Below are 19,914 nucleotides of genomic sequence, written 5' to 3'. Positions count from 1 at the left end.
ACCCACGCCGGACTGCGGCAACGATGCGCGCTCATCCAATGGAGCACCGCCATGGCCTTCCGCATCACCGGGCTCGCACCCGAGCCCTTCCGCCCCCTGTTCGGCTTGGACGACACGGCGCTCGCGCGCCAGGGCGCGGTCCGCTACCGCGTCGATGCCGAGTTCGGCTTCCCCGACCGCATCGAACTGCGCGACGCCGCGCCGGGCGAAACGGTGCTGCTGGTGAACCACGTCCACCAACCCGCCGACACACCATTCCGCGCCTCGCACGCGATCTTCGTGCGGGAAGGCGCCACCACGCTGTTCGACGCCATCGACACCGTGCCCGATGTCCTCCGCCGCCGGATGCTGTCGCTGCGCGCGTTCGATGCGGCGCACATGATGGTCGACGCCGCCCTGGTGGACGGCCGCGAGGCGGACGCCGCGATCGCGCGACTCTTTACCAATCCAGCCGTCGCGTACCTGCACGCACACTTCGCGACACGCGGGTGCTACGCCGCCCGCGTCGACAGGGCCCGCTGAGCGACCCGGAAATCCGCGGGTAACGGCCGAAACGAAACGCCCGGCCGAAGCCGGGCGTTTCACGTCAGCATGGAACGTCAGCCGGTCACTTCCTGATCGACTGCTCGTGGCCTTCCAGCGCTTCGGCCAGGCCCGGCACGCCGTCGGCGCCGGTGGGGACACTGATGCTGGAGCCGGCGAAGTCATTGCCGATGGGCTCGGCGCGGCCGCCCAGGCATTGCGCGAGGAAGCCCTCGGTCACCGCGTTGAACGCCTTGCTGTTCTCCGGCCGCGCGAAGCCGTGGCCTTCGTCGGGGAACAGCACGTACGTCACCGGGATGTCGTTGGCGGTCATCGCCTCGACGATCTGGTCGGACTCGGCCTGCTTCACGCGCGGGTCGTTGGCGCCCTGGCCGATCAGCAACGGCTTCTTGATGGCATCGGCGCGGGTGAGCGGGGAACGCTCGACCAGCCACGCGCGGCCTTCCTCGGTGCGCGGGTCGCCCATGCGCTTGGCCAGCTGCTCGTAGAAGCTGGCCCAGTAGGGCGGCACCGTCGACAGCAGCGTGTTGAGGTTGGACGGGCCGACGATGTCGACGCCGCATGCGAACGCGTCCGGGGTAAAGGTCAGGCCCGCCAGCGTGGCGTAGCCGCCGTAGCTGCCGCCCATGATCGCCACCTGGTCGGAGGTGGTGACGCCGTTGTCGACCGCCCACTCGACCGCGTCCAGCAGGTCGTCGTGCATCTTCTTGCCCCACTCGCCGTTGCCGGCATTGGTGAAGGCCTTGCCGAAGCCGGTGGAGCCGCGGAAGTTGACCGCCAGGGATGCGTAGCCGCGATTGGCCAGCCACTGCGCGTAGGGGCTGTAACCGTAGGTGTCGCGCGCCCAGGGGCCGCCGTGCACGAACAGCACCATCGGCACAGTGGCATCGGCCTTGCCATCGTTGTCGGTGTCGGCGCTCTTGGGCAAGGTGAGGTAGCTGACCAGCGTCTTGCCGTCGCGCGAGGTGATTTCCAGCGGCCACTGCGGTACCAGCGGCTTGCCGTCCAGCGCCGGGCGCGCGGAGAACAGCTTGGTCAGCGTGCCGCCCTCGGCGCGGTCGTAGCGGTAGTAGACCACCGGCGTCTCGGCGGCCGAGTACGTGACGATCCACGTGCGATCGTCGTGCGTACGCGAGTTGACGCCGACCTCGCCCGGGCCGATGGCTTCGAGCTTCGCCAGGTCATCGGCAATCGCCGGGTCGACCGCCTGCCACTCCTCGCGCAGGTAGTTCACGCCAACGGCCTGCACCTTGCCGGTCTGCGGGTGCTGCAGCGCATCGCCAACGTCGGCGCGCGCGTCTTCCAGCACCAGCGACTTCTCGCCCGAAGCCACATCGACCGCGTACAGCGCCGCGGTATCGCGGCCGCGCGAATCCAGCATGTACAGCGTCTGGCCGTCGGTGGTCAGGCCGGCGGGCTGCGTGGTCAGCGAATCCTCGAACGGGATGTCCGAGTACTTGGTCCAGCCGCCGTTGCCGTCGGGCTGCAGGATGTCGGAGCCGCCATCGGGCCGCGAGCGCGTCGCGTAGCGCACGGTGTAGCTGTCATCGGCCAGGTAGCCACCGATCTCGTCGTCGTTCTTCTCCACCAGCGTGCGCTCGCCGGTGGCCAGGTCGACCTTGTACAGGTCGTGCCACTTGGGGTCGCGGTCGTTCATGCCGACCAGGATGGTGCCCGGCTGCGAGTGGCTGGCGCCGACCACCTGGGCGGTGGTCTTCGGGAACGGCGTGAGGTCGCGCGTCTGGCCGGTGGCGATGTTGACGCTGTAGAGGTGGAAGTCCTCGTCGCCGCCGGTGTCGCGCAGGTACAGCAGCGTGTCGGGCAGGTAGGACCAGAAGTAGCGGCGGATGCCGCGCGCGTCGTCGTCGGTGACCGCGCGCGCCTGCGCCGGGTTGTCGGCCGGCGCGACCCAGACGTTCATCACGCCGTTGACCGGCGCGATCCAGCTGAGTGTCTTGCCGTCGGGGCTGATCATCACCAGCGCGCGCTCGGGATTGCCGAACAGGGCTTCACGCGGGATCAGCTCGGTGTCGCCGATGCGGTCGGCGGCGCTCGGCGGCGTCTGCGCCAGCGCGGAGGAAATGGACAGGGCCAGGACCAGGCCGGTTGCGGCGGCCAGCGGTGCGTGCATTCGTTGCATGGAAGCTCCCCAAAGTCGGTGGCGCGGCCTCGGACGAGACCGGCGTCACAGTAAAGCACCGAACCGCGGGGGGCCTCCAGTGTCGGCCGGGGGTGCGGCTATGTCCCTTCGACCTGGTCCAGGTAGGCCCCGTAGCCCTGCGCCTCCATTTCCTCGCGCGGCACGAAGCGCAGTGACGCGGAGTTGATGCAGTAGCGCAGCCCGCCGCGGTCGGGCGGACCGTCCGGGAAGACGTGGCCCAGGTGGCTGTCGCCGTGCTTCGAGCGCACCTCGGTGCGGACCATGCCGTGGGTGGTGTCGCGCAGCTCGTTGACGTGCGCCGGCTCGATCGGCTTGGTGAAGCTGGGCCAGCCGCAGCCGGACTCGTACTTGTCGCTGGAGGCGAACAGCGGCTCGCCCGACACGATGTCGACGTAGATGCCCGGCGCCTTGTTGGCCAGGTATTCGCCGGTGCCGGGCCGCTCGGTGCCGCTCTGCTGGGTGACGCGGAACTGCTCGGGCGTGAGGCGGGCGATGGCGTCGGGGTCCTTGCGGTAGTTCGACACGGGACATCTCCTGGACGGGGAAAACTGAAGTGTGGGCCGCGCCGTCGAACTCAATCGGTGGGGCCCCGATGCACGTCCGACGCCGACCCGCCGGCCTCCTGCTGGCCGCGTTCGCGCTCCAGCCAGCGCTTCTCGGCGCGGTGCAGCTCACGGTCCTCGCGGTCGTGCGCGGCGCGCGCTTCGGCCAGCACGCGGTGCAGCGACACCACGGCCGCGGCCAGCAGCAGCGCGAACGGCAGCGCCGCCACGATCACCATCGACTGCAGCGCTTCCAGCCCGCCGGCCAGCAACAGCGCGACCGCGATGGCCGCCTGCAGCACGCCCCAGACCATCTTGCGCAGCAGCGTCGGATCGCCCGCCGCCTCGCTGGACATGCTCGCCAGCACCAGGGTCGCCGAATCGGCCGAGGTCACGAAGAAGCTCATCAGCAGCACGATCGCCACCCACGCCAGCACGGTGGCCCACGGCAGCGTGTCGAAAAGCGCGAACAGCACGTGCTGGTAGCCGCGTTCCAGCTCGCCCAGCAGGTCGGCGCCGCCGAACATCTGCGCATACAGCGTCGCGCCGCCGAACACCGCGAACCAGATGAAGCTCACCAGCGCCGGGCCCGCGACCACGCCGAGCACGAACTCGCGCACGGTGCGGCCGTAGGAGATGCGCGCGAAGAACGCGCCCACGAACGGCGCCCACGCCATCCACCAGGCCCAGTAGAAGATCGTCCAGTCGCCGACCCAGCTGCGCTGCGAGAACGGCGTCATGCGCAGGCTCATCGACGGCAGCAGGTTGAGGTAGCTGCCCAGCGTGGTGGTCAGCGTCTCGAACAGGAACGCCGTCGGCCCCAGCACCAGCACCAGCGCGAGCAGCAACGCGGCGGCCGCCATGTTGAGATTGGACAGCCACTTGATGCCGCGCTCAAGCCCCGTGGCCGAGGACGCCATGTACAGCACGAATGCCACCGCAATCACCACCAGCTGCGTGGCCACGCCATCGGGCGCACCCGCCACGCGCTGCAGCCCTGCGGCGATCTGCGCGGCGCCAAAGCCCAGCGTGGTCGCCACGCCCACTGCGGTCGCCACCACCGCGAGCACGTCGATCGCGGTACCGGCCGCGCCCTGCGCATGCCGGCCGATCAATGGCGCCAGCAGGTCGCTGACCAGCCCGCGCGAGCCGCGGTTGAACTGGAACCACGCCATGCCCAGGCCGACCAGCGCGTAGATCGCCCACGGATGCAGGCCCCAGTGGAAGAACGCATAGCGCATCGCCGCCGATGCCGCCTGCGTGGTGCCGCCTTCCAGCCCTTCCGGCGGACTCTTGAAGTGCGACAGCGGCTCGGCCGCGCCCCAGAACACCAGGCCGATGCCCATGCCGGCCGAAAACAGCATCGCGAACCACGAGCGCCGCGAGAATTCCGGCTCGGCGTCATCGCCGCCGATGCGCAGCGACCCCAACCGCCCGATCGCCAGGTACACCAGGAACGCCAGCACCCCGAACACGATCACCAGGTACAGCCACCCGGCCCGCGCCAGCGTCGCCGCCTGCACCTGCGCGCTCAAGGCACCGAACGCTTCGGGCGCGATGACCGCACCCAGCACCAGCAACACCAGCAACGTCACCGAGATGCGAAAGACCATGGGCGGGCTCCGTGGTGTGTCCGCCGGCCATCCTACGTGCCGGGCTTTTCGGATGCTGCCCCGTCTCCGTCGTGACGAAAGATTGGCGACAAAGAAAGAAGGCCCGGCGGTCGCCGGGCCTTCGTAGTATCCGCACCGCCTTCAGGCGGTACGTGCAGCAGGCGGTTACGCCCGCTCTTCCTCGATCCACTGGTCGATGCGACGCTCCAGCAGGTCCAGCGGCAGGGCGCCGCCGCCGAGGATGGCGTCGTGGAAGCCGCGGATGTCGAAGCCGTCGCCGAGTTCGGCTTCAGCCTTCGCGCGCAGTTCCTGGATCTTGATCATGCCGATCTTGTAGGCCGTCGCCTGGCCCGGCCAAGTGATGTAGCGGCGGATTTCCGCCTCCACCGCCTGCTTGGGGATCGAGCTGTTCTCGGACATGAAGGCGATCGCCTGGTCCTGCGTCCAGCCCTTGGCGTGGATGCCAGTGTCCACCACAAGGCGGATCGCGCGCCACATCTCCGAGGTCAGGCGGCCGTACTCGGAGTACGGGTCGGTGTAGGTGCCGGGCATCTCGCGCGCCAGCCATTCCGAGTACAGGCCCCAGCCTTCCGAGTACGCGGTGAAGCCGGCCTGCTTGCGGAACTCCGGCACGCCTTCCAGCTCCTGCGCGATGGCGATCTGCATGTGGTGGCCCGGCAGGCCCTCGTGGTACGCGATTACCTCCAGCTCAGGCTTGGGCATCGCGTTCATGTCCGAGAGGTGCGCGTAGTACACGCCCGGGCGGCTGCCATCCGGCGTGCTCGGGTAGTAGTGCTGCGCCGCGCCGTCGACTTCGCGGAACGGCTCCACGCGCTTGACCACGAGGTCGGCCTTCGGCAACAGGCCGAAGTAGTTCGGCAGCTGCTGCTTGATCGTGGCGATCGCCTTGGTGGCGTCGTCGATATAGGCCTGGCGGCCGGCGTCGGTGTTGGGGTACTTGAACTGCGGGTCGGTGGCGATGAACTTGAAGAACGCCTGCAGGTCGCCTTCGAAGCCGACCCGGTCCTTCAGCGCTTCCATCTCGCCGCGGATGCGCGCGACCTCGTCCAGGCCGATCTGGTGCACCTGGTCGGCAGTCAGGTCGGTGGTCGTCGATGCCTTCAGGCGCTGTGCGTAGTACGCCGCACCGTTGGGGTGGCGCGTGCCGACGCCGGTCGGGTTGACTGCGGCGTTGGGCATGTCGGCCTTGAACCAGTTGATGACGCCGTCGTAGGCCGGCTTCACCGCCTCGACCAGCGCCGCGCGGGCCTCGGCCTTCAGCTCGGTCGCGCGCGCCTCGTCGATCTTGCCGGCCTTCACCAGTGCGTCGGCCTTGGCCTGTGCGTCGGCCCACAGCGCGCTGTCGTCGCCATCGGTGAACGGCGCGCCGGTGACGACCTTGGTGCCCTGGTCGATGACGCCCTCATGCGCGAAGCGCGGCGGGCGGATGCCCAGCTCGGCCGAGCGCTTGACCTGGTCCATCAGCTGCCCGAAGGCGCGCGGTACCTGGCGCAGGCGCGCGACGTAGGCGGTGTAATCGGATTCCTCTTCCACCTTGTGGAAGTTGATCATGAAGGTCGGCATCTGCGACTGCATGCCGCCCATCTGCTCGAACGGATAACCGTGGTCGGCGAACGGATGCGCGGCCTGCGCCGCGGCCAACTGGTACTCGTACAGGTCGTACGACAGCTTGGCGGCATCGCTCAAGGCGTCGTAGTCGAAGCTGGAGCGCATCTCCTCCACCGCGGCCTCGCGCCATGCCAGCTGGCGGTCGGCGGCTTCGCGCGACATGTCGTCGAGCTCGGAGTAGCGGTCCTTGCGGCCCAGGAACGTCATCTGGATCGGGCTGAACTGCAGCTCCTCCTCGTACTTGCGCTCGAACCACGCGTTGAGGCGCGCGTCCTCGGAGGCGGCGACGGCCTGGGTGGATTCGGTGGCCGGGGCGGTGGCGGCGGACGGCGGGACCGTCGAGCACGCGGTCAGCAGGGCCAGGGACAGGGCGGAGAGGACTAGGACACGGCGCATGGGCACTCCGGAGGCAGACGGGAGCGGCGCCCCCGGGAACGCCGATCATGCCGCAGGGGCCGGGCATGTGCAGCCATGCCGAAAGGCACGGTGGCCGCCCGGCCGCGTCATATGCCACCAGTTTGTCTTGACGCCAAGATACTTTTCGTCGAGATTGCATGCCACGCTCCACGGGACACGCACATGCAATCATCGGATGACAACGACAAGGTCGAAGGCCTGCTGGCGGACTGGCGCCGCGAGCGACCGGACCTGGACGTCGAAGCGATGGCCGTGGTCGGCCGCATCCTCAGCCTAGGCCGCCGGCTGGAGGCGCGAGCCAATGGCGCGCTCAAGGCGCTGGGCCTGCACTACACCGACCTGGACGTCCTGGCCACGCTGCGACGCAGCGGCAAGCCCTACCGCCTGACGCCGACCGAGCTGCGCGAGTCCGTGCTGATCACGTCCGGCGCCATGACCGCATGCCTGGACCGACTGGAAGGCAACGGCCTCATAGCGCGCCGCAACAACCCCCACGACCGCCGCTCCACGTCCGCCGGCCTCACGCCCGCCGGCGTACGGCTGATCGACCGGGCCATCGTCGCCCGGTTCGAGGAAGCCAACGACGCCGTCGCGGGGCTGACGGCGCGCGAGCGCGCCGCGCTCGCGACGTTGCTGCAGAAGATGGATCAAGGCCTCGGGCGCTGACGCGCCGATGTCGTCCCGCCCGCCTCGACCGAAGCGCAACGCCACGACCGCACCACCGACAGGGATATCGACATGAACCTCCTGCGAGGCACCGACCACCGCCTGCGTAATGGCTGGTGGATGCTCATCTTCATCGGCTTCGTCGTCCTGACCCGTTTCGCCTATGGGCCGGTGACACGCGGGCTGCGCGATCTGGGACTGACCGATGCATGGCTGGAGCCGATGCCGTTCCTCTTCATCCTGCTGGCGACGTGGGCCGTGTTGCGCCTGCGCAAGGAACCGTTGTCGAGCGTCGGCTTCCAGCTCGGCCGGCCGTGGTTCCGGCAAGCGGCGTTGGGCCTGGCGCTGGGCGTCGGGTCGCTGCTGCTGGCCGTGCTGCTGATCCGGATGTTCGGCGGCGTCACCCTGCACCTCGACCCACAGCGCAGCGGGCTCGCGCTGGCCTATGGCCTGTACGTGTTCCTGTTCGTGTCGCTGTTCGAGGAGACGCTGTTCCGCGGGTTCCTGTTCCAACGCCTGGTGGCCGGCGCCGGCATCTGGGTCGCCCAGCTTGCCTTTGCGTTGCTGTTTGCGATCGGCCACTGGGACAACCCAGGGATGGATGACGCCACGAAGGTCGTCGCGAGCATCGAACTGGGCCTGGCCGCCGTCCTGCTCGGTCTGGCATACCTTCGCACGCGGAGCCTCGCGCTCCCGATCGGCATCCACCTGGGCTGGAACTGGGCGCAGGGTTACGTGTTCGGCTTCGGCGTCAGCGGGACCGAGCACCCGGGCTGGTGGCAGCCGGTCTTCCAGGGCGCACCGCAATGGCTCAGCGGCGGCGAGTTCGGCCCGGAGGCCAGCGTGTTCGGGATCTTCGTCGACCTGCTGCTGATCGGCCTTCTGTGGCGGTGGAAAGGGCTGGCGACCCCGCCTGCACGAGCGCCGGTGGAGCCAGCCGCCGACGCGGTCGCTGTTCACCCTGCTACGTAGGAGCAGCCCTGATCGCCGCGTGCGATCGCTGCTTGCCGGTTGGCCGGAAAACCCCGACCGTCATTCCCGCGAAGGCGGGAATCCATGGAGACTGACGTGGCGCAAACCCGTCAACGTGTGACCAAGGGGCAGGCCCATACGTCCATTGATTCCCGCCTTCGCGGGAATGACGGTCAAAGGGAGTGCCCGCTGTGCTTCCACCGCAGTTGCCTTTGGCAGGACGCCCCGCATCGGATATAAAGCCCGCTCTTGCTCGATCACGGATGACACGCATGACACGGATGCTCATGGCGCTGGCCTTTGCCGCGCTTACTTCTTCCTGCGCTACGGCGGCGACGCCCTCACCCTCTGGCTTCGCGGGTGACTGGTCCTATTCCGAACAATGCGGCTGGCAGCACATGGCCAGCCTGCAGCTCGTTGAGGACAGCAACGGAATCAAAGGCACGTGGGACGATGGAGATGGACGCCGCGGGCGCGGCCAATCGGGTCAGATGGAAGGCCGCATCGAAGGCCAACGGCTTGAAGCGCGCTTCTGCACCGACGCCCCCGACGGCCTAGATGACGAGTGCCCGGCATTCGGCGAGTGGTCGGACTACTTCATGCTGCATGACGGTGCACTGCAGTGGTATCGCGGCTGGGGCAAGAGCGGCCACCGCCTGTACGTCACGCTAGAGCGCAGCGACTCGGTACCACTTGAATCACCGACCTGCCCAGAGGACGTCGACTAACCCACCCACCACAGGAGTCAAGGATGACACCTCCCCGTACACAGACGCAAGTCACAGGCAGCCCCACCGAGAACGAGCTCCGCGCGATCGCCTACTTCGCGATCGGCCTGGGTTCGGAAGGCGGATTCGGTGGTCGTGATGTGTCTCATCGTCTTTCCTTTGCGGGCAACATTCGCCGGGGCGTGATGGAACCGCTCGGCAACAGCGGATTCTCGCTGGGCACACTGCAAACCGACCTCGGACAACATCCCGCTGTTGCCGGCGAACTGGTTTCCAGCTTCCAGTCGTGGGCACGCGAGCACCACCCATCGTGGGTGCTCTCTAGCACCAGCGAGCAACAGCTGACAGCGGACTTGGCACGTACCGGCAGGGCGATCAGTGCGGACAAGGGACGCCCTCCCAACGCCGAAGCATTGGATCGCCTCAACGCCTACCTTCAGAGCGACGAGGGGATCTCCTTTGTGCATGCCCGGGATGTCGCACAGATCGACAGGCTCATTTCCGGTGTAGCACCGCACCTGGTGGAAACGACGCTCTACCAGGAGTCATCCACTGACGACCAGGTTCGATTGGCCGCCGTTGTCATGAAGCTGCAGAACCAGAGTGGCAGTAAGTGGACGCCCCGAATCCTGCAGGGTATGGATCAGGGGCGGCTGGACTCGGTTGACGCAGTCAACACTGCAATCGATACCCTCCGCAGAGCCGACATCCGAACCGATTACGTCGAGTCGGGCCGCGTCCACACTTCGCACGCCGCCGAAGTCCTGGTCGCCCTGCGCAACGCCGATCCGCGCAGCCCGCTGGCCGATGCATGGAGCGCCGTGGTCGCCGACCCGCTGGTCAACCCGACGCAGCTCCACCAGCAGCCCGGGAAGCCCGACCTCCCGCATCAGTACACGGCGGTGAAGAACCTGTTCCTGCAGCCGGCACAGGCACCGCGGTTGATCGCCGCGCTGGACGAGGGCGGTGCCTACGCGTGGGGCCGACCGCGGCCGGAGAACGGCAACCCGCCGACGGCGGGGCTCTACGCGTCGGGCGACGACCTCGTGCTGTGGAACCTGGAGGGCCATGGCGCGCGGCACGTCGATGGGGCGTGGTCCGCGGTGTCGCGCGATGACCTCTCACGCGCGCGGCATCGCAACGGCATCGTCGACCTGTTCGAAGACGCCGAACGTCAAACGCGCACGCTGTTGCACGTCGATCCCACCGCTCCCGTGCTGCGACCCGCCGGGACCGATGCACGTCGCATCAGCGTGGACCTCGGCGAATCAGCCGCACCTTCCCTGCCGGGGATCAGCGGCTCGCCGCTTGGATCATCCAGCCATCCGCTACTGAACCAAGCGCGCGCCGGCGTCCATCGGCTGGACCGCGACCTGGGCCGGACGCCCGACGACGCCAGCGAGCGCATGAGTGCCAGCCTTGCGGCACTTGCGCAGGCGCGGGGTCTGACGCGCATCGACCACGTGGTGTTGAGCGCGCAGACCGATGCGCTGTCTGCCGGCGCCAACGTGTTCGTGATCCAGGGCGACCTGGGCGATCCGGCCCGCCGGGTCGGGCACATGCGTACGCAGGATGCGGTGGCCGCGCCAGTCGAGGCCTCGCTCGCGCAGTTGGAGGTGGGTGCCCGGCAACCCTCCGGCCACCCGCGCCAGCGAAACGGTGCAGGTCGAGCGCGAAGCCGCGCGCATGCTGGTCGGGTAACCGGGCTCGCTGGCCTGCCGCTCTTGGCGCGGCCGTACCAGGGCCATCGGATAGCTGGATAGACTGCTGCGGCCCTCGGCCGGCTACTCCTCGGCGCCCGCCCCGCCGTCGTGGTCGACCGCCGGATTGCGTGCCCGCCATGCCGCCAGACGCGCCTCGTGGTCGTCCAGCTCTTCCTGGTAGGCGTCGTTGACGCACACCGCGCAGCCGCTGCCGCAGCAGTCGGTCGGCAGCGGCTTCTCCGGCGGAACCGGTCGCGGGTCGGGGGTGTTGGTCACGAACCGAACGTCGGGTTGCCGGCCGGCTGTTTCAAGAAGCTGGCTTCTGTAGGAGCGGCTTCAGTCGCGATCCGGATGCGGCGCGGGTTGCAGGGAGCGGGGTTCGCGGCTGAAGCCGCTCCTACAGGTGTTCGTCGCAGCCGGGGTGGCGTGGTCGCGACTTACGTCGCTCCTGCAAGGGTCCGGCGCTACTGCTTTGGACGTTCGGCGGCGTTGTCCTGCACGTAGCGTTCGTCGGCGTCGTGGTCGATGGAATCGTCGTACTCGCCGGCCACGCCCTTGCCACGCTTGTCGCGCAGATGGTCGTTCACCTTGGCGCCGCGCGACTCCAGGTCGACGTTCTCGAGCCTGTCTTCAATGCGGTTGTCGTCGGCGGGCTGCCGCAGCCCGGCCTTCTGGCCGCTGGCCTCGCCCTGGCTGCGGGCGGCGGCACCGGTGGAGGTATCACTGGACTTGGTCATGGGGGATCTCCCGTACGAATGACCGCCGGCCGTGCGTGCAGGCATGGCACTGCCGACCGACGCCATGCAAGGATCGCAAAGCTGCCGTGACCACCATGCGATATGCACGCCTTGCATTGCGGACGCGCCTTGCGCTTCACGCATCCGATGCCACCCTGCCGTCGACAATCCGCGGATGAATGAAATTGTCGACGCGCCCGATTTCGCCGAAGACGGCGCACCTGCTTCACCCACGCCCGCACAACCACGCACCCGTACTCAGCGCCTGCGTGCCTGGATGCGCGCACACCCGTGGCGCGCCGCCGGCGTCGTGGCGGCGGCGCTGCTGCTCGTGTTCACCTGGCTGAGCTGGGCTTTGCCCGTGTCGCGGGCGTTGGAACCGCTGCCTGAGGCGACGCTGGTGCTGGTCGACACCGAGGGCACGCCGTTCGCACGACGCGGGGCGCTGAAGGACGAGCCCGTGGATGCGCGCGAGTTGCCGCCGCATGTGGTCAACGCGGTGCTCGCCATCGAGGACCGCCGCTTCCGCCAGCACTTCGGCATCGACCTGCGCGGCGTGGCGCGCGCGGCGCGGCACAACGCCGAGGCCGGCGAGATCCAGCAGGGCGGCAGCACCATTACCCAGCAGCTGGCCAAGACCTCGTTCCTGGAATCGGAGCGCACCTTCCGGCGCAAGTTCCAGGAGGCGCTGATCGCGCTGTGGCTGGAGCTGCGACTGGACAAGGACGAGATCCTGTCGCGGTACCTGAGCAGCATCTACCTGGGCGACGGCGTTTACGGCCTGCGCGCCGCTGCGCGGCACTACTTCGACCGCGCGCCCGAGGACCTGTCGCTCGGCGAGGCGGCGATGCTGGCCGGCATGATCAAGGCGCCGTCCACGCTGGCGCCCACCGACAACCTGGACGGCGCCCGCGAGCGCGCCCGCGTGGTGCTGCAGGCCATGGTCGACCACGGCGCGATCACGCAGGAGGAGGCCGAAGACGCCCGCCCCGCGCGCCTGCGCATGGGGCGCGACCCGCTGCCGGTGGGCACGTACTTCGCCGACTGGGTGTCGCCGCAGGCCAAGGCGGTGTTCGACGCCGAATACGGCGAGGTGGAAGTGCCGACCACGCTGGACCCGCGGCTGCAGTCCTTGGCCGAGCGCGTGGTGCGCGATGCCCTGCGCAGCGGCGCGCGCGACGGCGTCGGGCAGGCCGCGCTGGTGGCCATGCGCACCAACGGCGAGGTGGTGGCCATGGTCGGCGGCGGCGACTACAAGGAAAGCGCCTTCAACCGCGCCACCCAGGCACAGCGCCAGCCCGGCTCTACGTTTAAGTTGTTCGTGTACCTGGCCGCATTGCGCGACGGCATGACGCTGGACACCGTGGTCGACGACACGCCGCTGACGATCGGCGACTGGTCGCCCAGCAACTACAACGACGACTACAGCGGCCCCATCACGCTGCGCCAGGCGTTCGCGCAGTCCAGCAACGTGGTGGCCGTGCGCCTGGCCGAGCAGATCGGTCCGCGCGCCGTGATCCGTGCCGCGCGCGACCTGGGCGTCCAGAGCGAGCTGAAGGACGACCCGATGCTGGCGCTGGGCGTGTCGGAAACCAACCTGATGGAACTCACCGCCGCCTACGCCGCGCTGGGTTCGCCCACCGCGCCGGTCATCCCGCACGGCGTGCAGCACCCCGACGCCAAGGACCACGGCGGCGACACCGTGCTGGAGGACGAAGAACGCGTCGCCCTGCTGCAGCTGCTGGAAGCCGCGGTCAACGACGGCACCGCCCGCGCCGCGCGCCTGTCGCAACCGGCCTTCGGCAAGACCGGCACCACGCAGGACCACCGCGATGCCCTGTTCATCGGCTTGGCCGGCGACCTGGCCGTGGGCGTGTGGGTGGGCAACGACGACGGCACCCCGATGGATGGCGTCACCGGCGGCGGCCTGCCCGCCCGCATGTGGGCGCAGTTCACCGGCCCGGCCATCGGCGCACGGGCTCTGGGCGCGCCACGCGAGGTGCGGGAACGCGCGGCGCCGCAGTCGCGGTGGAAGAAGTGGCGCAGGCGCTGGTTCGGACGATGACGCAACAACGGCCGGCGGCGCCCGTCCCCTTTTCCACACTCGCCGCGTTGGTGAGGGCAAGCATGCCCAGGCGTGGCCGGGTGACCCGGCATCGCCCAACCCGACCGCGGAACCGCACCCATGGACTTGGCACGATCACTGACGCCGCTTGCGATTGCGTGCTGCCTGCTGGCGGGCCTGGCCTTGGGAGGCGTCGGCGGCCTGCGGGCGCAGGCACCCGCCCCCCAGGTCACCGAGGAAGGCCTGCAACTGCAGACGAGCAAGGACGCGCGCCTGGTCTACCTGAAGCCCGGCGCGACCTTCGACCAGTACGACCGCGTGGTCATCCTGGATACGCTCGTCGAGTTCTCCGAGGACTGGCAACGCGACTACAACGCCAACGTCATGGGCGTGCAGGGCCGCGTCTCTACGCGGCACATGGACCGCGCAAAAGCCGACGTCGCCGCGGCGTTCAAGAAGGTCTTCACCGAGGAACTGCAAAAGGACGGCGGCTACCAGGTGGTGGAGTCGGCAGCGCCCGACGTGCTGGTCCTGCGGCCGGCGATCCTCAACCTGCAGGTGACCGCGCCGGACCTGATGACCTCCGATGTCAGGACCGCCATCGTGAACTCCGCCGGCCAGATGACGCTCTACCTGGAACTGTGGGATCCCACGACCAACACCCTGCTGGCGCGGATCATGGACGCGCAAGCCGATGACTCCTTCGGTGGCATGGGACAGCGCGCGAACCGCGTCACCAACCAGGCCGCGATGAACGACATCCTGAAGGACTGGGCACGCAAGCTGCGCAAGCACCTCGACGCAGCCCACCGCCGCTGACGGCGGCCCGTCTCAACAGCGGTCCCCTGTAGGAGCGACGTAAGTCGCGACCGGTATCCCGACTCAGACCGATATCCACTGCATGCGAGAACCGCCCCACCTGTAGGAGCGACTTCAGCCGCGAACGCCGCCCCATGAAACCCGCGCCACACCCCGATCGCGGCTGAAGCCGCTCCTACAGAAATCACGGCCATTCGTCGCAGACGTAGTGGCGCGGTCGCGACTCACGTCGCTCCTACAGGTGAAGCCGGCCCCATCCATCGCACCACTCTCGACCGCGCCTTTCGTAGGAGCGACGTAAGCCACGAGCGTGATGCCTGTTGCAGCCGCCCACCCCGCCGCCATGCTCCATCGCCAAGACACTTGTAGGAGCGGCTACAGCCGCGAATCCCGCCCCCTGAAAGCCGCGCCACATCCACCCAGTCGAGCCCTGCCAGATCCACCGTCCGCCGCTGCGGCCTGCCCCTGTGGCGAATTGCGGTGCCCCCAAGCCCGCCGGCGCATTACCGTCCAGGCCAGTGCCGCTAGCACCCTCCGCGAAGCGATCGATCCGCCGATCCGGAGCAGCAGGGCCTGGGTGCGTTCCGCCGCCAGCAGCAGCGCCGCCACGAAACCCTTTCTCATTGGATTGCCCCTGTTTTGATTGTCGCGGACGCGCCTGTCAGCGCATCCCACGCCTGTTGCGATCGTGCCCCCAGGTGCCTGCTCCCCAGCGGACACCTCGGACTGGAATGAAACCATCATTCGGCCCCTTGCGCGAGTTTCGGGTTGACGAATACCGGCCAGCGCAGGTCCACCGTCCGCCGGGACGCTGGTCCGAGCGAAAGAAACTCCGGCGGCACGCCGATGCGCGCTGCGCGTGGTGGGACGGGGTCCACGACTGGGCCACTGCATCTGAGCCGACTCGCGCAACGCGCCGGTGTATTGCACCATCGCGCTGCGCGCACCACGTCGCGCACAGGGGGATGACCATGCTGGATCGCTGCACCCGGGCCCTTGCCCTCATCGCGGGCAGTGTCATGTGTTCCTATGCGCTCGCTACAGTTCAACCCAGCGCGCCGCCCGCGCCGCCGCTGGGCGTGACGCAGTCACCACCGAGCGGTCCGCTGGGCGACCTGTACGCCAGGATCCGGCGCGCGCTCACGCATGCGGATCAGGGCGAGCCGGAGGCCGCGCGGCAGGTCCTGGATGCGGTGGTGGTGGATCCGGTGTTTTCGACCCTGCAGCCAGCACATCAGCGCGAACTGCTCTCGATGAACGCCGTACTGGCGTGGGAAGACGACGACACGGCGCGCGCGGCCGAGTTGATGCGGGCGGCCACCGCCGCCGATGGCAACGACCCGGACGACTGGTACCGGCTGGCCATCCTCGAGCTGCAACTCGGCTACCGCAGCCGCGCGTCGCAGCAGATGGTGGCGTTCGTCAAACGCTGGCCCTCGCTGGTCAACAACCTCGACCGCATGCTGATGACCGACCTGCTGGTACGCGGAGAGCCCCTCGCCGAGGATCGCGTGGCGCTGATGGACGCGTTGTTCGATGCCGGCTGGAACGACAACGGACGCGGCGTCGACGATATCTGGCGCGAACTCGCCCTGCTGCACCTGGCCAGGGACGACCGCGACCGCGCGGCTTCGGTGATCGCAGGCATCGGCGACCCGCTTGCCATCGTGAAGATCCGCAGCGACCTGCGCTTCGACCCGCTGATCACCGCCGTCGAGCAGCTCCCCTCGCCCGAAGCCGCTGCCGCCGCCGAGGTCGAGCGCCTGCGCGCGCTGCGCGCGGAACAGCCCGAGCGGATCGACCTGGCCGCGGACCTGGGCACCGCGCTGCTGGTGGCGGGCCGTGACGCGGAGGCACTGACCGAGTCAGAAGCTGTACTTGCGGCCATCGAATCCGCCGAAGATCCCAGCGGGTTCCTCGCTTTCGACGAGCGCATCTGGGTACTCAACAACAAAGCGATTGCGCTGCGCCGCGCCGGCCGCTTCGACGAAGCGGCCGCGCAGTTGGAGTACGCGGGCAAACTCAGCGAGAACGGCGGGGACAACGTCAGCCAGCGGCTCAACCTGGGCTCATTCCTGTGCGAGGTCGGGCGCCCTGCCGATGCGCTGCGCGTGATCGAGCCCGTCTCCGACATGAGCGGCTACGGCCTCATGGTGCAGACCGCCGTGCGCCATTGCGCGGCCCTGCAGCTGGACGATGCAGCGGGGGCCGCACAGGCGCTCGCCTACCTGTACGACCAGCGCGCGGACTCGCGCGAGATCGTGGTCGCCGAGCTGCTGCGCGCAAGCGACATCGAGCGCGCCGCGACCGAGCTGGTCCGGTCACTCGAGGACCCCGCGACGCGCGCGCAGGCGCTGGAGTCCGTGCAGCAGTTCCGTACGCCCGTGCCGCTGCCGGCCAATGCCGCGCTGGAGGCGAACCGCGCCACGCTGCTCGCAAGGCCCGACGTGCAGGCCGCCATCGCGCAAGTGGGTCGGGTGCTTCGGCCCGGAGTGTTTGACGTCACGGGTATCGACTGAATCCTTACCGGGGTGCGCCCCGCTCAACAAGGATTGTGGTCAGGAGCGGCAACGGCCTTGTCGTCCTTGGCAAAAGGCAGTGCAAGCGCTCTGACTCTCGCCGCGTGCAGCGCATGAATCCAGAATGCCTGCCATGGTCAGCGTCGTTGCTCTTGGACTGACCCAAGAGCAACGACTTTGGTGCAGCTAGATCAGTTGATCACCGTACTGCCACCACCACCACCGCCACCGCCACCGCCACCGCCACCGCCACTGCTCCTCACACCGACGACGTCCACTGGGTGGGTATTGGGCAACGGGTACACGCCCTGGTAGCCCACGGTGTCGCCCACATAGGGCGAGAGCACGAAGGTGTACATCGACCCAGGCGCAATCCATGGAGCCGTGGAGTAGTGCTTGTTACCCGGCCACTCGCACTGGAAGACGCGGTAGTTGGGCTCGGCATTGGCGCGAACATAGATACACGCCAACGGGAACATCGGCGGGCCGAAGTGCCAGTCCCATTCCCACTCCAGGGTCACGCTCCCCGTGGCGCTTCCTGCCGGGACAACGACAGGGTTGTTCTTTGCACTCAGCTCACCAAGCGGTAGACCGCAGTTGTAGTAGCAAAAAGGTGCCTCAGGCTTCCACGCATGCGCGTCCTTGGAGGCATCCATTGCAGTGCACAACGCGAGTACCGAAAAGAAACCGGCAGCGACTTTGCTTTTCATCCTTAACTCTCCGTAGTTTTTGAACGTCCGTTTTATCCAGCGGGCCTCGCCCGCGGCGCGAGTAGGCCACAGAGCATCGCGACGCCGCAAGCGCGCCGTTTCTCGTCTTTCCAGACAGTGGACTCTCAGTCGCTGGCGCGGCGAACAGCGTTCGGCATGTGCACTTCGTGTTGCGTAGCCCCACCCACCTTGGTGTCGGGCTTTCGATCTCGCGCCGTGTGTTTTCGCCCTTGTTTGCGCAGCGGACTGCGCAGCGGCGCGAGTAGTACAAGATGGGCGACACGCCCGAGACCGGCCTGCTGCCTCAGTGCTGAAGCTCGGAAGGTCGCGAGGAAAATTGCCCCAAGGGGGCAGCGGACGCGCCTGACGGCTGACAGTTGAAGCTGACCCCGAGAGCGGAAGAGCTAGCCGCAAAGGCTCAACGTCTCCCCGACGACGCTCGCACTCTCACAGCCAAGCGCGTGTTCCTCGACGAGGAGGCTGGCATCCCAAGCGCCCAGGTGAAGCTGACCCCGTTGTTCGCAGCACCGACGTTCGCAGCCCGTGCGACCCGCGGGCGTACCCTGTCGCTCCGCCCCCAGCCTGCCTGCCGCCATGTGCTACTCGGCCCAGATCCGCGCGGACTACACCAAGTTCGTCCGACGCTACGGCGCGACCATCGACATCAAGGACTTCTACCGCCTGTACTGGCTGCGCCAGCAGGACGGCAAGGCCAAGGTGCCGCGCGCGTTGGACGCGGCTTTCCTGGATGACCCCGCCACCGCCGAGCTGCACCCGCTGATCCATGCACACGCGTCAGCCGAAGCCACGCGGCTGGAGCAGGAACTGTTCGCCCAGCGCACGCGGCTGGCCAAGGCCGAGCGCATCCTGGCCGGCGACAAGCCCACGAAGAAGGCCGCCGACGACCAGCGCATCGCCACGTCGAAGATCGCCCGTGCGCAGGCGCGGCTGGCCGAACTCAAGCGCCCGCCAGGCGACGACGATGCCCGCATCTACCCCGGCTACTACGCGCCGGTGATGGTGGTGGAGCGCGGCGAGCGCGTGATCAAGCCGATGCGCTATCAGTGCCGGCCCCGCGGCAAGCCGGCCGACTACGACCGCAAGTACCCGGGCACCTACAACGCGCGGCGCGACAACCTGGAGGGGTTCTGGCGCGATCAGTTCGGCCACACCCACGGCGTTGCGGTGTTGACCGCCTTCCACGAGCACGTGCCGCGGCACGCCGCCGAAGGCCGCTCGCTGGAACCGGGCGAGAAGGAATCGACCGTCGTGCTGGAGTTCCGGCCCGACCCGCCGCAGGACATGCTGGTGGCGTGCCTGTGGTCGCACTGGACCGGCCCGGACGGCGAGGAGTTGTTGTCGTTCGCGGCCATCACCGACGACCCGCCGCCGGAGGTCGCGGCCGCCGGCCACGACCGCTGCATCATCCCGATCAAGCCCGAGTACCTGGACACCTGGCTCAACCCGGACCCGTCCAACCTGGCCGCGCAGTACGCCATCCTCGATGACCGCGAGCGGCCGTATTACGGGCATCGCCTGGCTGCATAGCGCGGCGTGCCCGTGCTGCCCCGTCGATGGCTCAGCGCGCGCGCTCGGCCTGCGGCTGCGACCGGTACGTGGACGGCCGCTTCTGCGCCACCATCGGGAACGTCGCGCCGCCGTGGTACGTCACGGTGCCGCACATGTAGTCGCCCTTGGCCGAAAGCCTGCCGTCGAAATGCACATCGCCCTCGGCGGAGGCAACCACCATGCGGATGCGATCGCCGGCCAGGGTGATGTTGCGGAGGACGACCGGGGCGGTCCTCACGGGCACCAGCGCGCCGCCGTACTGGTCGCCGACGAAACCGATCGACATGACGCCGAAGCTCGGTGCGCCCCCCGGGACCATCAGGAAGTCCCAGTTGCCGTGAAGGTTGGGCGCCTCCGCGCCCGCCACCTCGCCGCCTGCGTCGCAGGTGATGGAGAGTGACGCCGCCGGCGGCGCCGCATGGGCTGAAGCCGCGGCGAGGGCAGTGGCCAGGGCGAGCAGGATCAGGCGTCGCATCATCGTTTTCTCCGGGCAGAACGGGTGCTGGCGGGACCGGCGCACG

General features: G+C 68.5%; 17 protein-coding genes. 9 read left to right on the top strand and 8 right to left on the bottom strand.

The window, feature by feature from the left end; translation table 11 throughout:
* Positions 1 to 51: 51 nt before the first annotated feature.
* Complete coding sequence (locus K6753_RS01925) at positions 52 to 522, top strand: DUF1203 domain-containing protein (RefSeq protein WP_223674489.1); 471 nt, start codon at positions 52 to 54, stop codon at positions 520 to 522.
* A gap of 85 nt (positions 523 to 607) precedes the next feature.
* On the opposite strand, the gene K6753_RS01920 is transcribed toward K6753_RS01925, so the two are convergent.
* From K6753_RS01920 to K6753_RS01905, 4 genes are all read right to left on the bottom strand, one after another.
* Positions 608 to 2,683 carry a S9 family peptidase gene (locus K6753_RS01920; protein ID WP_425492039.1) on the bottom strand — a complete coding sequence of 692 codons (2,076 nt, stop codon included), beginning with the start codon at positions 2,681 to 2,683 and terminating at the stop codon, positions 608 to 610.
* A 98-nt stretch (positions 2,684 to 2,781) separates the two neighbouring features.
* Positions 2,782 to 3,228, bottom strand: coding sequence for a peptide-methionine (R)-S-oxide reductase MsrB (msrB, locus tag K6753_RS01915; RefSeq protein ID WP_223674488.1), 447 nt, complete (start codon positions 3,226 to 3,228; stop codon positions 2,782 to 2,784).
* A 50-nt stretch (positions 3,229 to 3,278) separates the two neighbouring features.
* Positions 3,279 to 4,859, bottom strand: a complete 1,581-nt coding sequence (locus tag K6753_RS01910) for a BCCT family transporter (protein WP_223674487.1) — start codon at positions 4,857 to 4,859, stop codon at positions 3,279 to 3,281.
* A 165-nt stretch (positions 4,860 to 5,024) separates the two neighbouring features.
* Positions 5,025 to 6,884: a DUF885 domain-containing protein gene (locus K6753_RS01905; RefSeq protein ID WP_223674486.1), complete on the bottom strand. Its 1,860-nt coding sequence runs from the start codon at positions 6,882 to 6,884 to the stop codon at positions 5,025 to 5,027.
* Between the two features lie 183 nt (positions 6,885 to 7,067).
* Here K6753_RS01905 and K6753_RS01900 point away from each other — a divergent pair, with 183 nt between their 5' ends.
* The 4 genes from K6753_RS01900 to K6753_RS01885 all read left to right on the top strand — a co-directional run bounded on the left by K6753_RS01900 (position 7,068) and on the right by K6753_RS01885 (position 11,034).
* Positions 7,068 to 7,571, top strand: coding sequence for a MarR family winged helix-turn-helix transcriptional regulator (locus K6753_RS01900; protein WP_223674485.1), 504 nt, complete (start codon positions 7,068 to 7,070; stop codon positions 7,569 to 7,571).
* Between the two features lie 72 nt (positions 7,572 to 7,643).
* Positions 7,644 to 8,543, top strand: coding sequence for a CPBP family intramembrane glutamic endopeptidase (locus K6753_RS01895; protein WP_223674484.1), 900 nt, complete (start codon positions 7,644 to 7,646; stop codon positions 8,541 to 8,543).
* A 272-nt stretch (positions 8,544 to 8,815) separates the two neighbouring features.
* Positions 8,816 to 9,271 (top strand): hypothetical protein, encoded by a 456-nt coding sequence (locus K6753_RS01890; protein ID WP_223674483.1) that lies wholly within the window; start codon positions 8,816 to 8,818, stop codon positions 9,269 to 9,271.
* A gap of 23 nt (positions 9,272 to 9,294) precedes the next feature.
* A complete protein-coding gene (locus K6753_RS01885) occupies positions 9,295 to 11,034 on the top strand; it encodes an XVIPCD domain-containing protein (RefSeq protein WP_223674482.1) in 1,740 nt (579 codons plus the stop codon).
* Positions 11,035 to 11,055: 21 nt separating this feature from the next.
* Here K6753_RS01885 and K6753_RS01880 read toward each other — a convergent pair whose 3' ends face one another.
* The gene (locus K6753_RS01880) at positions 11,056 to 11,250 is read right to left on the bottom strand and encodes an oxidoreductase-like domain-containing protein (RefSeq protein ID WP_223674481.1); all 195 of its coding nucleotides are present in this window, start codon (positions 11,248 to 11,250) and stop codon (positions 11,056 to 11,058) included.
* A gap of 188 nt (positions 11,251 to 11,438) precedes the next feature.
* Complete coding sequence (locus tag K6753_RS01875) at positions 11,439 to 11,711, bottom strand: hypothetical protein (RefSeq protein WP_223674480.1); 273 nt, start codon at positions 11,709 to 11,711, stop codon at positions 11,439 to 11,441.
* 175 nt (positions 11,712 to 11,886) lie between these two features.
* On the opposite strand from K6753_RS01875, the gene K6753_RS01870 reads away from it, so the two are divergent.
* The 3 genes from K6753_RS01870 (at position 11,887) to K6753_RS01860 (ending at position 17,114) form a co-directional block, all read left to right on the top strand.
* Positions 11,887 to 13,776 carry a transglycosylase domain-containing protein gene (locus tag K6753_RS01870; RefSeq protein ID WP_223674479.1) on the top strand — a complete coding sequence of 630 codons (1,890 nt, stop codon included), beginning with the start codon at positions 11,887 to 11,889 and terminating at the stop codon, positions 13,774 to 13,776.
* Between the two features lie 120 nt (positions 13,777 to 13,896).
* Positions 13,897 to 14,595 carry a DUF3313 family protein gene (locus tag K6753_RS01865; RefSeq protein WP_223674478.1) on the top strand — a complete coding sequence of 233 codons (699 nt, stop codon included), beginning with the start codon at positions 13,897 to 13,899 and terminating at the stop codon, positions 14,593 to 14,595.
* A 965-nt stretch (positions 14,596 to 15,560) separates the two neighbouring features.
* Positions 15,561 to 17,114, top strand: a complete 1,554-nt coding sequence (locus tag K6753_RS01860) for a tetratricopeptide repeat protein (RefSeq protein WP_223674477.1) — start codon at positions 15,561 to 15,563, stop codon at positions 17,112 to 17,114.
* Positions 17,115 to 17,305: 191 nt separating this feature from the next.
* Here K6753_RS01860 and K6753_RS01855 read toward each other — a convergent pair whose 3' ends face one another.
* Positions 17,306 to 17,824 (bottom strand): hypothetical protein, encoded by a 519-nt coding sequence (locus tag K6753_RS01855; protein ID WP_223674476.1) that lies wholly within the window; start codon positions 17,822 to 17,824, stop codon positions 17,306 to 17,308.
* A 594-nt stretch (positions 17,825 to 18,418) separates the two neighbouring features.
* Here K6753_RS01855 and K6753_RS01850 point away from each other — a divergent pair.
* The gene (locus K6753_RS01850) at positions 18,419 to 19,372 is read left to right on the top strand and encodes an SOS response-associated peptidase family protein (protein ID WP_223674475.1); all 954 of its coding nucleotides are present in this window, start codon (positions 18,419 to 18,421) and stop codon (positions 19,370 to 19,372) included.
* Positions 19,373 to 19,403: 31 nt separating this feature from the next.
* Here K6753_RS01850 and K6753_RS01845 read toward each other — a convergent pair whose 3' ends face one another.
* On the bottom strand, positions 19,404 to 19,871 hold the full coding sequence (locus K6753_RS01845; RefSeq protein ID WP_223674474.1) for a hypothetical protein: 468 nt from the start codon (positions 19,869 to 19,871) through the stop codon (positions 19,404 to 19,406).
* Positions 19,872 to 19,914: the final 43 nt, after the last annotated feature.

Source organism: Novilysobacter selenitireducens (assembly GCF_020026895.1).
GTDB lineage: Bacteria > Pseudomonadota > Gammaproteobacteria > Xanthomonadales > Xanthomonadaceae > Lysobacter_C > Lysobacter_C selenitireducens.
This window is presented reverse-complemented; position numbering and strand designations above follow the sequence as displayed.